This is a genomic window from Salipiger bermudensis HTCC2601 (genome assembly GCF_000153725.1).
In the GTDB taxonomy this organism is placed as follows: domain Bacteria; phylum Pseudomonadota; class Alphaproteobacteria; order Rhodobacterales; family Rhodobacteraceae; genus Salipiger; species Salipiger bermudensis.
In genome coordinates this window covers 3,501,713-3,515,258 of the sequence record NZ_DS022276.1, presented here as the reverse complement: position 1 = coordinate 3,515,258, position 13,546 = coordinate 3,501,713, and the positions used below count along the sequence as shown (strand labels likewise).

Below are 13,546 nucleotides of genomic sequence, written 5' to 3'. Positions count from 1 at the left end.
CGCGGGGTCGAGGCGGTGACATGGCGGTCACCACCCTCTGTCCTGTGCGGCCCGAGCAGGGCGAAGGGATCGTCGTGCTGACCTTGGGTCAGGCGATGAAATTCCGAGGCGGGAGGATGATTTGCATCAGTCATGCCTCGAACTTTAGTGCGATTGACGCGAGCTGCAATGACTCGCGTCAACTCTTATCGCGTATCAGTCGAGAAGGCTCTTGGCGTCCCAGATATCCTTCATGTAGCCGCGGATCGTGCGGTCGGACGAGAACCAGCCCGAGCGTGCGGTGTTGAAGGCCGCCATCCGGGCCCAGCCCTGCTGGTCCTTGAAGGCCGCATCCACCTCGCGCTGCGCGCGCCAGTAATCGCTGAAGTCCGAGCAGACGAGGAAGTAATCCGCACCTTCGAGATTGCCGGTGATGTTGTGATAGCGCTCGGGCTCGGCGGGCGAGAAGCGGCCCTCGCGGATCACCTCGAGCGCGCGGGCAAGGCGCGGATCTGCAGCGATGGCCTTCTGGGCGTGGCTCTCGACCATGCGGCGCTCCATCACCTCCTCGGCGGTCATGCCGAAGAGGAAGAAGTTCTCGGCACCCACGTGATCTCGGATCTCGACATTGGCGCCGTCAAGCGTGCCCACGGTGGGCGCGCCGTTGAGCGCGAACTTCATGTTGCCGGTGCCCGAGGCTTCCTTGCCAGCGGTCGAGATCTGCTCCGACAGGTCGGCTGCCGGCACCAGCCGCTCGGCCAGCGTCACGTTGTAGTTCGGCAGGAAGGCGATCTTGAGATACTTGTTGGTCAGCGGATCCGCATTGATCACCGCCGCCGCATCATTGATCAGGCGGATGATGTCCTTGGCGAAGAAATAGCCCGGCGCCGCCTTGCCGGCGAAAAGCTTGAGCCGCGGCGTCCAGTCGGCATCCGGGTTGTCGCGGATCTCGAGCCAGTGGGCGATGGTCTCGAGGATGTTGAGATGCTGGCGCTTGTACTCGTGCAGGCGCTTGATCTGCACATCGAAGATCATGTCGGGATCGACATGGAAGCCATGCGCCTGGCCCATCCAGTTCGACAGCTCGACCTTGTTGTCGCGCTTGACCTTGCCGTAGCGGTCGAGCCAGCCGGCGTCCTCGATATAGGGTTCGAGCTTCTCGAGCTGCTCGAGATCGTCGACCCAGACCTCGCCGATCGACTCGGTGATCAGGCCGGCGAGGCGCGGGTTGCAGGCCAGCAGCCAGCGCCGCGGCGTGACGCCGTTGGTCTGGTTGACGATGCGGTCGGGGTGCAGGTTGTGCAGTTCCTCGAACACGGTGGTCTTCATCAGCTCGGTGTGCAGCGCCGAGACGCCGTTGACCTTGTGCGCCATGACGAAGGAGAGCTGGCCCATCTTGACCTGATGGTCGGCGCGCATCGACTGGGTCCGCGACGGGTTGCGGTTGGCGTGCTCGTTGTCGATCTGGTCGATGATCTGGATGTGACGCGGCAGCAGCCTGCCGAACAGCGCCTCGCCCCAGCTTTCCAGCGCCTCGGGCAGGAGCGTGTGGTTGGTGTAGCTGAGCGTGTTGCGGGCGATGTCCATCGACTCGTCGAAGGGAATGCCGCGCTCGTCATGCAGGATGCGGATCAGCTCGGGCCCGGCGATGGCCGGGTGAGTGTCGTTGAGCTGGATCGCCACCTTCGAGGGCAGCTTGCGCAGGTCGCCGAACTGGTTGTTGAAGCGGCGCAGGATGTCGCGCAGCGCAGCACCGGTCAGGAAGTACTCCTGTTTGAGGCGTAGCTCCTTACCCTGCTCGGTGGTGTCGTCCGGGTAGAGCACGCGGCTGATGGTCCGCGCCAGCGCCTCGGGGGCGGCGGCGGCGGCATAATCGCCGTGATTGAACGCGGCAAGGTCGAACGGATGGATCGCGCGGCCCGACCACAGGCGCAGGGTATTGGCCCAGCGGCCCTTCCATCCGACCACCGGCGTGTCGAACGCCTCGGCCTCGACCTCTTCGGCCGGGTGCCAGCGCACGGTCTCGCCGTGGTTGGTGACGTGGCCGCCAAAGCCGATGCGATAGCGCACCTCGGGGCGTTCGAATTCCCAGGCGTGGCGCTGACCGAGCCAGAGCTCGGGCTGTTCGACCTGGCGGCCGCCGACAAAGCTCTGCCTGAACAGGCCGTGCTCGTAGCGGATGCCGTAGCCATGCGCCGGGCAGCCGATGGTCGACAGGCTTTCGAGGAAACAGGCGGCAAGCCGGCCAAGCCCGCCATTGCCCAGCGCCGCATCCGGCTCGTCCGCCAGCACGTCGTTGTAATCCTTGGAGAACTCGGCCAGCGCCGATTTCGCCTCCTCGACCAGTTCGAGATTGACGATGCCATCCTCGAGCAGGCGCCCGATGAGGAATTCCATCGACAGGTAATACACCCGCTTGGCGCCGGTCTCATAGGTCTGGTGAGTGGCCTTGAACCACGCATCGACGATGCGGTCGCGCACCGCGTAGCTCAGCGCCATGCGCCAGTCTTCGAGAATGGCGTGCTCGGGATCCTTGCCGAAGGAATAGGTCAGATGGCGCAGGATCGAGTCGCGCAGGGAGGGCGTGGAAAGTTGCAGCATGGTCTTTTGGCTCGCTCGATAGGGTCAGAGGTGCTCCTGAGCGGAGTGTCCTGCTATCAATAGCGCTTCCGGTCAGAATACAAGGTTACCGTCTCAATGGTTCTGCAATTGCAGCTGTTCGGTCAGGTGACATGCACAACCCGTAAGCGCTGCGAAGTCATCGGTGACCAGATGCACCGGGAACTGATCCATGAAGGTGCTGAACCGGCCCTTGTCGCGGAATCCTTCCGTGAAACCGTTCTCGAGCAGGTAGGGGCCGAAATGCCGCGCCACGCCGCCGATCAGGTAGAGGCCGCCGAAGGGCAGGGTGATCAGCGCCAGATCGCCGCAGACCCGGCCCAGCAGCCGCGAGAAGGTCTCGACCGCCCGCGCGGCGCGCGGATCTCCCGCTTCCTTCAGCGCCATGATCTCGGCGGCCGGGATGTCGACCTTGGAGGCATCGGTGACACCGTCCTCCTCGCAGAGCCAGTGCCAGATCCGCTCGAAGCCGCGGCCCGAGAGGAAATGCTCGACGCCTGCGCCGTCATGCTTGCGCGAGACGTACTGGAACAGCCGCAACTCGTCATCCGAGCGCAGCGCAAGCGTGGCATGGCCGGCCTCGCCCGGCGGCACCAGCGTCTGCTCGCCAAGGCGATAGACCGGTGCGGCGTTCATGCCGGTGCCGACCCCCACCACCAGCCGCGCCGAATGCGGGCTGGCGGGCGCGCCCGTGTGCAGCGTGGTGAGGTTCTCGATGGGGATGTGCCCCAGCGCATGGCCCTGCGCCTGCATGTCGTTGAGCACCGCGAGGGTGCGGGCGCCGGTGGCGTCCTGCAAGATCTCGCGGTTCACCTCCCAATCGAGGTTGGTGAGCTTGCCGGCGCTGTCGCGCACCGGGCCCGCCATGGCGACGCAGGCGGCGTCGGGCGCGATCTCGGCGGCATCGAGATAGTCGCGCAGGACGGCGCCGATGCCGCTCCACTCGGCATTGCGATAGCGCTTGACGCTGGCCTCCTGCACCGTCGGGCCGGCTGCCAGCGCGACGCGGGTGTTGGTGCCGCCGATATCGGCAAGAACTGCGGTGATCGCGTGGCTCATGACTGGCCCTCCGTTAGCGCCCCCTTGAGCGCGTGGTAGGAGGCTTTGGGCAGGCGCGCAAGCGTGTCGAAATCCACATGCACCAGCCCGAAGCGCTTGTCGTATCCAAAGCTCCATTCGTAATTGTCGAGCAGCGACCAGCAGAAATAGCCCTTCACCGGCACGCCGCGCGCGATGGCACGCCGGACATCCGCCAGATGCGCCTCGATATAGGCGATGCGGTGCTCGTCCTGAACCTCGCCCGCGACGATGTCGTCATGCGCCGCCATGCCGTTCTCGGTGACGAAGATCGGCAACTCGCCGGTATATTCCCGTGCCGTGCGCTCAAGGAAGTTGAGCAGGCCCTCGGGATAGATCTCCCAGCCCATGTAGGTCTTGGGCAGGATGCCATCGACCTCCTTGAGCGAGGGCCAAGGGCTCTTGTCGGCGGTAATGAGCTTGCGGGTGTAGTAGTTGATGCCGCACCAGTCGATCGGCTGCGAGATCAGCGCCATGTCGTCCTGCCAGTTGGTCGGCATGTGCGGCTCGAGCCCGTCGAGCACGATCTGCGGGTACTCGCCCTTGAACACGCCGCCCATAAACCAGCGGTTGTAGATGCCGTCATAGCGCGCGGCGGCCTGATAGGCCTCTTCGCTGCTGTCGGCGGGTTCGGACCATTCGAGGTTGAACACGCCGCCGAGGTTCGACATGCCAAGCCCGCGCATCACCTCGATCGAGCGCCCATGCGCCAGAAGCACGTGGTGCATCGCGCGGGTGGCGGCGCGGATGTCCCTGAGGCCCGGTGCCTGGCCGCCAAGAAAATGGCTCAGCCACGCCACGCACCACGGCTCGTTGATCGGGGCCACGGTCTCCATGCGGTCGCCGAGCTTCGACATCACCACCTCAGTGAAATCGCCGAACCACTGCGCGATGTCGCGGTTGCGCCAGCCGCCGAGATCGGCCAGCGCCGAGGGCAGCTCCCAGTGGTAGAGCGTGGCGTAGGGCTTGAGCCCGCGCTCAAGCATGGCATCGGTGAGCCGGTCGTAGAAATCGAGCCCCTCGGCATTGACCTCGCCACGGCCCTCGGGCAGCACCCGCGCCCAGGAGATCGAGAAGCGGTAGGCGTCAAAACCGGCGGCGGCCACGAGATCGAGATCCTCGGCATAGCGGTGATAATGGTCGCAGGCCACGTCGCCATTCTCGGCCCGGACCACGTTGCCGGGCGTATCGGCGAAATCATCCCAATGGGTGCGGCCCGCGCCGCCGAACTTGTGGCCCTCGATCTGGTAGCTCGAGGTGGCTGTGCCGAAGGTGAAGCCTTCGGGGAAGTCCTTTCGGGTCAAGAGCATGAGTGCAAATCCTAAGTCGGTTTCGGGGCAGGGCCGGTGGACCCGCCGATGATCAGTTGTGCTTCGAGAAGATGGGTTTCGGGATCGCGCGCCGGTGCCGCGATGTGGCGCAGCAGCATCTCGGCTGCGAGCCGTCCGGCCTCGCGCACCGAGGAGCGGGTGGCGGTGAAGATCGGCATGTCGCGGCCATTGGCGAGGTAGCTCAGATCGTCGTCATGGGTGATCACCGACACGTCACGGCCCATCTCGAGCCCGGCCTCGTGGATCGCCCGGCGGATGCCGATGGCAGTGATCAGCGACGAGGTCAGGAAGGCGGTGGGCGGATGCGCGGCGGCCAGCAGTTCGGCGGCAGCGCGGTAGCCGAAGGGCTCGGTCATCTCCTCGCCGCGCATGAGGGCCGGATCCGGCGCGATGCCACGGTCGGTCAGCGCCTCTTCATAGCCGATGCGGCGGCGATAGGCGAAATCCATGAACTCGAGCCCGTTGAGCAGCGCGATCCGGGTATGGCCGAGATCGAGCAGGAACGAAGTCGCGCGCTTGAAGGCGCTGGTGTTGTTCATGTCGATCCAACTGTAGGGAATGTCGAGTTCGGAGGCGCGGCCATGCACCACGAAGGGCAGGTCGAGCCCGCGCAGGAAGGGGATGCGCCCGTCGGCCATCTTTGGTCCGTGCACGATGATGCCATCGACGTGACCCTTGGCCTTGAGCCGGCGGTAATTGTCGGCCTCGTCCTCGTCGCCCGAGAGCGACAGCGTCATGTCGTAGCCGGCCTTGAGATAGGCCTCCGACGCGCCGGCGATGAAATCCCCGAAGACCGGATTGACCATCTCGTGCTGGGTCGAGATCGGGATCACGTGCCCGATCGCCATGGCGCGGCCCGTCGCCAGCCCCTTGGCGCGGGCGTTGGGGGAATAGTTCAGCGCCCGCGCGGCCTCGGCCACGCGGATGCGCGTCTGTTCGCTGACCTCCGGATAGCCGTTGAGGGCGCGACTCACGGTCGTCTGCGACAGTCCGAGATGGGCGGCGAGTTGCTTCAGATTCATGGCACGGCCCTCCAAAGCGCTTCGGATGACCATCACCATAGACGCAAATCCAACACGACGAAAAGGGGTTTTGTTCAAGCCGCGGAAAGCTGCAGTGCAGCATGGAAACCTCAGAAAAAGAAGCTATATGGCGATTGACTTGCCGTTGGAAACACGCAACGCTCGGCCAACTTCAAAGCGCTTTGGGGTGACTCGCCTCAAAGCGGTGAACGCGCGAGCCGTATCTCGCGAAACCGTGGAGGACGATCACACATGAAGTATCTCTCGAAACCCTCGTTTCTAGGCAGTGCCGCAGTTCTCGCGCTGTCCGCCGGTGCCGCCTTTGCCCAGGACATGCCCTTCGAGGTGGGCGAGGGCGATTTCCAGTGGGACGGTTACGAGACCTTTGCCGAACAGCACGACCTCAGCGGCCAGACCGTCGAGATCACCGGCCCCTGGACAGGCAACGAGAAGGAAAAGGTGGACGTCGTCTTCCGCTACTTCGAAGAGGCCACCGGCGCCAACGTCAACTATTCCGGCTCCGACAGCTTCGAGCAGGATATCGTGATCTCGGCCCGCGCCGGCACCGCGCCCAATCTCGCGGTGTTCCCGCAGCCGGGCCTGGCCGCCGACATGGCGAGCCAGGGCCTGCTGACGCCGCTGCCCGACGACACCGCCGAGTGGGTGGCCGAGAACTTCTCTGCCGGGGACAGCTGGGTCGACCTGTCGACCTATGAGGGCGAGGACGGCGAGGAGCATGTCTACGGTCTGTTCTACCGCGTCGATCTCAAGAGTCTCGTGTGGTATTCGCCGATCGCTTTCGACGAAATGGGCTACGAGATCCCCGAGAGCATGGAAGAGCTCAAGGAGCTGACCGAGCAGATCGTCGATGACGGCGGCACGCCCTGGTGCATCGGGCTGGGGTCCGGTGCGGCCACCGGCTGGCCGGCAACCGACTGGGTCGAGGACCTGATGCTTCGGATGCACGCGCCGGAGGTCTACGATCAGTGGGTGACCAACGAGATCCCGTTCAACGACCCGCAGGTTGTCGAGAGCATCGACGAATTCGGCTGGTTCATCCGCAACGACGAGTACGTGCGCGGCGGCGCGCAGGCCGCGGCCACCACCGATTTCCGCGACAGCCCCTCGGGCCTCTTCGCGGTGCCGCCGACCTGCTACCTGCACCGTCAGGCGAGCTTCATCCCGGCCTTCTTCCCGGACAGCGCCGAGCTTGGCGACAACGTCGATTTCTTCTACTTCCCGTCCTACGAGGAGAAGGATCTCGGCAATCCGGTGCTGGGCGCCGGCACGCTGTTCTCGATCACCAACCCGTCCGAGGCGACGAACGTGATGCTCGAGTATCTCAAGCTGCCGATCGCGCATGAGCTGTGGATGGCGCAGGATGGGTTCCTCACCGCCCATGCCGGCGTCAACCCGGAGGTATATGCCACCGACGCGCAGCGCGCGATGGGCGAGATCCTCGCTGACGCGACCACCTTCCGCTTCGATGCCTCCGACCTGATGCCGGCCGAGATCGGCGCAGGCGCCTTCTGGACGGGCATGATCGACTACGTGGGCGGCGACGATGCCGAGAGCGTGGCCGAGACCATTCAGGACCGCTGGGACTCGATCCGCTGACCGGCTGACGCCACAACAAACCTCCCCCGTGCCGTCTTGGCGCGGGGGGCCGCCCACAAGGCTAACGCGAGGGGAGCACGCACGCCATGTCACCGATCCTTCAGGGCATTCTGACCATCATCATCGGGGTCGGCGGATGCGTGGGCTACTTCTACCTCTCCAACATCATTCTCGACCGCTTCGTCTTTCCGGCGCGCAAGGACGACCAGGGCCGCAACATCGCCCGCGCGACCGCGGTGCGGCCGTGGCTGTTCCTGATGCCGGCGATCCTCGCTCTGGGGCTCTACCTCGTCTATCCGGTTGTCGGCAGCTTCCTTCGCTCGCTCTACAACCGATCGGGCGACGAGTTCATCGGCCTCGGCAACTACGTGCAGATGTTCTCCGAGCACGGTTTCCGCGTGGCGCTGTTCAACAACTTCCTCTGGGTGCTCTTCGTGCCAGCCGCGGCGACCTTCTTCGGCCTGCTGGTGGCGCAGCTCACCGACCGGCTGAGATGGGGCTCCATCGCCAAGTCGCTGATCTTCATGCCGATGGCGATCAGCTTCGTCGGTGCCTCGCTGATCTGGAAATTCGTCTACGCGGTCGACCCGAACATCGGCATCATCAACGCCGTGCGCGACTATTTCGGCCTTGCCGCCATCGACCCGCTGCAGATCCCGTTCTGGAACAATTTCTTCGTCATGATCATCATGGTCTGGATGCAGACCGGCTTTGCCATGGTGATCCTCTCGGCGGCGCTGCGCGGCATCCCGGAAGAGACCATCGAGGCCGCGATCCTCGACGGGGCCAACCCGTTTCAGATCTTTTTCCGCATCAAGATCCCGCAGATCGCCGGCACCATCGCCGTGGTCTGGACCACCATCACCTTCCTGACGCTCAAGGTGTTCGACATCGTCTACACGATGACGGGCGGCAATTTCGATACCGAGATCCTGCCGAGCTACATGATGAGCTACATGTTCCGCGATGACGGGCGCGCCACGGCGGTCGCCTTCGTGATCATGCTGATCGTCACGCCGGTGATGATCTACAACATCCGCCAGGCGCGCAAGGAGCTGTAATCATGGACAATATTGCAGGCCACAAATCCTCGCTCAGCCTTGTAACCAATATCGCGGTGCTGTGTCTCGTGGTGATCTGGCTGATCCCCACGGTGGGGCTTCTGGTGTCGTCTTTCCGCGACCGCGAGCAGATCTCCGAGACCGGCTGGTGGGCCGCGATGTTCCCGGTCGAAAGCGCCGAGCGAATGCGCCCCGAGCCCGAGGGCGTAACGCAGGACGGCGACTATTACGTGCTCGAGGGCAATGTCTTCGAGGCCGGCTCGGGCAGCGTGTCGGGCTTCGGGCTGACCGGGCGCGACCCGGGCGCCGCCGAGGTGGGCCAGACCTACGCGTGGTTCGAGGTCGAGGTGACAGAAGAGGATGGCGAGATCGACGACGAGCGCATCGAGATCGCCTATCCCGCCGATGGCGAACCCGAGTTCCCCGAGGCCACCGAGGACGGGTTGCCGATCACGCCGGGCAGCGCGGTGCTGCAACGGTCGCTGACCGTTGCCGAAAACGGCGATTTCTCGTACGTGAATGACGGCGAGATCAGCCGCGCGCCCTCGCTCTATGTCATCACCAAGCAGCCACCGGATTTCGGCTGGCAGAACTACCGCCAGATCCTGACCTCCGATGGCATGGATCGTGCCTTCATCAATACCCTGACGGTGACGGTGCCCGCGACGGTCATTCCGATTCTGATCGCGGCCTTCGCGGCCTACGCGCTGGCGTGGATGGATTTTCCGGGGCGCGGCTGGCTCGTCGCGGCCGTGGTGGGCCTTCTGGTGGTGCCGTTGCAGCTGGCGCTGGTGCCGATGCTGACGCTGCACAACCAGATCGGCATCGGGCAGAGCTTCCTCGGCATCTGGCTCGCGCATACCGGCTTTGGCCTGCCACTCGCGGTCTACCTTCTGCGCAACTACATGATCGGCCTGCCACGTGACATCATCGAAAGCGCCAAGGTCGACGGCGCCACGGATTTCCAGGTCTTCACCAAGATCGTGCTCCCGCTGAGCTTCCCGGCGCTGGCCTCCTTCGCCATCTTCCAGTTCCTGTGGACATGGAACGACCTGCTCGTGGCCAAGGTCTTCCTGCCGTCCAACAGCGAGAGCTGGGTGATGACCGTCAAGATCGCCGACGACCTTCTGGGGTCGCGCGGGGGCGACTGGGGCATCCTCGCCGCCGCCGCCTTCGTGTCGATCGCGGTGCCGCTGGTGGTCTTCTTCGCAATGCAGAAATACCTCGTGCGCGGCCTGCTGGCCGGCTCGGTGAAATAAGGACGAATACACCCCATGACCGACACTCCGGACATGACCGCGCAACGCCACCTCAAGAAGGATCCCGACTGGTGGCGCGGCGCGGTGATCTACCAGATCTACCCGCGCAGCTATCAGGACAGCAACGGCGACGGGGTCGGCGACCTGCTGGGCATCGCCCAGCGGTTGCCCTATGTCGCCTCGCTCGGTGTGGACGCGATCTGGATCTCGCCGTTCTTCCGCTCGCCAATGCATGATTTCGGCTACGACGTCAGCGATTACTGCGACATCGACCCGATGTTCGGCACGCTGTCGGATTTCGACACGGTGATCGAGACCGCCCACGCGCTTGGCCTCAAGGTGCTGATGGACCTGGTGATCTCGCACAGCTCGATCGAGCATCCGTGGTTCAAGGAGAGCCGCAGCTCGAAGGACAACCCGCGCGCCAACTGGTATGTCTGGGCCGATGCCAAGCCCGACGGCACACCGCCCAACAACTGGCTGTCGATCTTTGGCGGCTCGTCCTGGCAATGGGATCCGACCCGCTGCCAGTACTACCTGCACAACTTCCTCACCGAGCAGCCCGACATGAACTTCCACGAGCCAGCGCTGCAGCAGGCGCTTCTCGACGTGACGAAGTTCTGGCTCGACCGGGGCGTCGATGGCTTCCGCCTCGATACGGTGAATTTCTACTTCCACGACGAGCAGCTGCGCGACAATCCGGCGTTGCCGCCAGAAGAGCGCAACCCGATCACCGCTCCGGCGGTGAATCCCTACACCTGGCAGAACCACCTCTACGACAAGACCCAGCCCGAGAATCTCGACTTCCTCGCGCGGCTGCGCACGCTGATGAACGAGTACGACGCCGCCGCCGTGGGCGAGGTCGGCGAGGATCAGCGCGGGCTCGAGGTACTGGGCGAGTACACGCGTGGCGACGATCACCTGCATATGTCCTACGCCTTCGAGCTGCTCTCGGACCACGCGCCCACCGCTGCCTTCATCAAGAAGGTGATGGACGACATGGAAGAGAAGGCGCCGGGCGGCTGGGCCTGCTGGGCGTTCTCGAACCACGACGTGGTGCGCCACATCACTCGCTGGAACATCCCCGAGGCGGCGGCCCGGCTCTACATCACGCTGATGATGTGCCTGCGCGGCTCGGCCTGCCTCTACCAGGGCGAGGAACTGGCGCTGCCAGAGGCAGAGGTCGCCTTCGAGGATCTTCAGGATCCCTATGGCAAGCGCTTCTGGCCCGCCTTCAAGGGCCGCGACGGCGCCCGCACGCCGATGGTCTGGGATCCCAACGAGCACAATGGCGGCTTCAGCAGTGCCATGCGCACCTGGCTGCCGGTGAGCCACGCCCATCTCAGCCGCACCGTCGCGGGAGAAGAGGCCGACCCGCTGGCGATGCTGCATCATTACCGCCGGGCGATCTCGTTCCGGCACAGCCACGAGGCGCTGAAGAAGGGCGACATCTCGGAGGTGCACTGCGACGGCACGGTGCTCAGTTTCCGCCGCTGCCTCGGTCGCGAAGAGCTGTTCTGCGCCTTCAACATCGGCGACGAACCCGTGACCATAAACGCGCCGGCGGGAACCTGGCACCAGATCGGAGCCGAGCTCGGATCGGCCGGACCGGCGCCCGACGGCAAGCTGCATTTCGGGCGCTGGCAGCCCGTGCTGGCGCTGAAATCTTGATCTCGGAGGGGGTACGCAAATGGCCGATCTGAAACTCACGGATGTTGGCAAGACCTATGGCGGCACCGTCGAGGTGCTCAAACACATCGATCTCGACATCAAGGCCGGCGAGCTGATCGTCTTCGTCGGGCCCTCGGGCTGCGGCAAGTCCACGCTGTTGCGGATGATCGCGGGGCTCGAGAAGATCACCGCCGGCACGCTCGAGATCGACGGCCAGCGGGTCAACGACGTGCCGCCGGCGCAGCGTGGCATCGCGATGGTGTTCCAGAGCTATGCACTCTATCCGCACATGACCGTGCGCGAGAACATGTCCTTCGCGCTGCAGATCGCCAAGAAGTCCAAGGACGAGATCCGCGAGTCGGTGGACCGTGCCGCAAAGATGCTTCAGCTCGAGCCCTATCTCGACCGCCTGCCCAAGGCGCTCTCGGGCGGCCAGCGCCAGCGCGTCGCCATTGGCCGCGCCATCGTGCGCGACCCCAAGGTCTTTCTCTTCGATGAGCCGCTCTCGAACCTCGACGCGGCGCTGCGCGTCGCCACCCGGATCGAGATCGCGCAACTCAAGGAGCAGATGCCCGACCGCACGATGATCTACGTCACCCACGACCAGGTCGAGGCGATGACGCTGGCCAGCCGCATCGTGGTGCTGGCCAACAAGGGCGTGGCGCAGGTCGGCTCGCCGCTCGAGCTTTACGAGACGCCGAATTCCGAGTTCGTGGCCCAGTTCATCGGCTCTCCGGCGATGAACCTGATGCCCGGCGAAGTGATCGCGACCGGCGAACGCACCACCGTGAGGCTGGACGCCGGCGGCAGCGCGGTCTCTACCGTGCCGACCACAGATGCCGATATGGGCCTGAAGGTGAACGTTGGCTTCCGGCCAGAGGATTTCGTGCTGGCGGAAGGCGAGGGGGCCTATACCGGCAAGGTGGCCCTGACCGAGGCGCTCGGCGAGGTGACGCTGTTGCACTTCGTCGATGACGGCGCCTCCAAGGAGCCGGTGATCGCCAAGCTGCCGGGCATCCACAAGGGGCTGCGCGGCTCCGAGGTGACGCTCTCCGCCGCGCCCGAAAAGGTGCATCTCTTCAGCGAGGGCGTGTCGCTGCTCTACCGCTGAGGCGCGGGTCCGGCCGTCATGACCACAGACGGGCAGGCGGTCCAACGTCTGCCCGTTTTACGTGCATGGCTTCAAGCGAACGCGCCGGGTTTGCGCGTTTGCCACGCCCGGCCCGCGCGGCCTGTCATGGAACCGTCAAAGAACTGGCCCGGCGCGCCCGATCTCCGAAAGCTTGTTGCGGGAGAGCCGGCGCGGCGCGTCTGACCCTTCCGGGGACACAGGATGGAGGGCGCCATGGCCACCGACACGCAAACGACCGGATCACTCATCTACACGCTCGAGGACAAGCCCGAGCCGCCCGCGGCGGCGCTGGCCGCGTTCCAGCACATCCTCGCCTCCATCGTCGGCATCGTGACGCCGACACTGGTGATAGGCGGGGTTCTGGGGCTGGGCGAGTACGTGCCCTATCTCATCGCGATGTCGCTGCTGGTCTCAGGCGTCGCCACCTTCATCCAGTGCAAGACCATCGGGCCGGTTGGCTCGGGGCTTCTGAGCGTGCAGGGCACGAGCTTCGCCTTCCTCGGGCCGATCCTCGCCGCGGGCTTCGCGGTCAAGAACAACGGCGGCACGCCCGAAGACATGCTGGCGATGATCTTCGGTCTCTGCCTCGCCGGTTGCGTGGTCGAGATCGTGCTGAGCCAGTTCATCGACAAGCTCGGCAAGATCATCACGCCCACGGTGACCGGCATCGTCATCACCGTGATCGGCCTGTCTCTGGTCAAGGTGGGCTTCACCGATTTCGCCGGCGGCGTCGGCGCGGGCGAGGACCTGGGCAAGCCGATCAACCTGATCATGGCTC

Annotated in this window: 10 protein-coding genes; 6 read left to right on the top strand and 4 right to left on the bottom strand. The window is 64.8% G+C overall.

The window, feature by feature from the left end; translation table 11 throughout:
- Positions 1-195: 195 nt before the first annotated feature.
- The 4 genes from R2601_RS16605 to R2601_RS16590 all read right to left on the bottom strand — a co-directional run bounded on the left by R2601_RS16605 (position 196) and on the right by R2601_RS16590 (position 6,067).
- A complete protein-coding gene (locus tag R2601_RS16605) occupies positions 196-2,580 on the bottom strand; it encodes a glycogen/starch/alpha-glucan phosphorylase (RefSeq protein WP_007800408.1) in 2,385 nt (794 codons plus the stop codon).
- 93 nt (positions 2,581-2,673) lie between these two features.
- Positions 2,674-3,657 carry a glucokinase gene (locus R2601_RS16600; RefSeq protein ID WP_007800406.1) on the bottom strand — a complete coding sequence of 328 codons (984 nt, stop codon included), beginning with the start codon at positions 3,655-3,657 and terminating at the stop codon, positions 2,674-2,676.
- Positions 3,654-4,985 carry a GH1 family beta-glucosidase gene (locus R2601_RS16595; protein WP_007800404.1) on the bottom strand — a complete coding sequence of 444 codons (1,332 nt, stop codon included), beginning with the start codon at positions 4,983-4,985 and terminating at the stop codon, positions 3,654-3,656. The genes R2601_RS16600 and R2601_RS16595 overlap by 4 nt, the downstream gene beginning before the upstream one ends.
- 11 nt (positions 4,986-4,996) lie before the next feature.
- Positions 4,997-6,067 (bottom strand): LacI family DNA-binding transcriptional regulator, encoded by a 1,071-nt coding sequence (locus tag R2601_RS16590; RefSeq protein WP_007800402.1) that lies wholly within the window; start codon positions 6,065-6,067, stop codon positions 4,997-4,999.
- A 213-nt stretch (positions 6,068-6,280) separates the two neighbouring features.
- Between R2601_RS16590 and R2601_RS16585 the strand changes: the two genes are divergently transcribed.
- From R2601_RS16585 to R2601_RS27055, 6 genes are all read left to right on the top strand, one after another.
- Positions 6,281-7,645 carry an ABC transporter substrate-binding protein gene (locus tag R2601_RS16585; protein ID WP_007800400.1) on the top strand — a complete coding sequence of 455 codons (1,365 nt, stop codon included), beginning with the start codon at positions 6,281-6,283 and terminating at the stop codon, positions 7,643-7,645.
- A gap of 86 nt (positions 7,646-7,731) precedes the next feature.
- Positions 7,732-8,706 (top strand): carbohydrate ABC transporter permease, encoded by a 975-nt coding sequence (locus tag R2601_RS16580; RefSeq protein ID WP_007800398.1) that lies wholly within the window; start codon positions 7,732-7,734, stop codon positions 8,704-8,706.
- A 2-nt stretch (positions 8,707-8,708) separates the two neighbouring features.
- Positions 8,709-9,965 (top strand): carbohydrate ABC transporter permease, encoded by a 1,257-nt coding sequence (locus R2601_RS16575; RefSeq protein WP_007800396.1) that lies wholly within the window; start codon positions 8,709-8,711, stop codon positions 9,963-9,965.
- A 15-nt stretch (positions 9,966-9,980) separates the two neighbouring features.
- Positions 9,981-11,636 carry an alpha-amylase family glycosyl hydrolase gene (locus tag R2601_RS16570; protein ID WP_007800395.1) on the top strand — a complete coding sequence of 552 codons (1,656 nt, stop codon included), beginning with the start codon at positions 9,981-9,983 and terminating at the stop codon, positions 11,634-11,636.
- 19 nt (positions 11,637-11,655) lie between these two features.
- A complete protein-coding gene (locus tag R2601_RS16565) occupies positions 11,656-12,747 on the top strand; it encodes an ABC transporter ATP-binding protein (RefSeq protein ID WP_007800393.1) in 1,092 nt (363 codons plus the stop codon).
- Positions 12,748-12,981: 234 nt separating this feature from the next.
- On the top strand, positions 12,982-13,546 hold a 565-nt coding region (locus R2601_RS27055; RefSeq protein ID WP_007800391.1), incomplete at its 3' end, for a solute carrier family 23 protein.

Bases quoted from the DNA above. Each gene is read 5' to 3' on its own strand.
- R2601_RS16595 (WP_007800404.1), bottom strand. From the start codon at position 4,985: ATGCTCTTGACCCGAAAGGACTTCCCCGAAGGCTTCACCTTCGGCACA.
- R2601_RS16575 (WP_007800396.1), top strand. From the start codon at position 8,709: ATGGACAATATTGCAGGCCACAAATCCTCGCTCAGCCTTGTAACCAAT.
- R2601_RS16600 (WP_007800406.1), bottom strand. From the start codon at position 3,657: ATGAGCCACGCGATCACCGCAGTTCTTGCCGATATCGGCGGCACCAAC.
- R2601_RS16605 (WP_007800408.1), bottom strand. From the start codon at position 2,580: ATGCTGCAACTTTCCACGCCCTCCCTGCGCGACTCGATCCTGCGCCAT.
- R2601_RS16590 (WP_007800402.1), bottom strand. From the start codon at position 6,067: ATGGTGATGGTCATCCGAAGCGCTTTGGAGGGCCGTGCCATGAATCTG.
- R2601_RS16585 (WP_007800400.1), top strand. From the start codon at position 6,281: ATGAAGTATCTCTCGAAACCCTCGTTTCTAGGCAGTGCCGCAGTTCTC.
- R2601_RS16580 (WP_007800398.1), top strand. From the start codon at position 7,732: ATGTCACCGATCCTTCAGGGCATTCTGACCATCATCATCGGGGTCGGC.
- R2601_RS16565 (WP_007800393.1), top strand. From the start codon at position 11,656: ATGGCCGATCTGAAACTCACGGATGTTGGCAAGACCTATGGCGGCACC.
- R2601_RS16570 (WP_007800395.1), top strand. From the start codon at position 9,981: ATGACCGACACTCCGGACATGACCGCGCAACGCCACCTCAAGAAGGAT.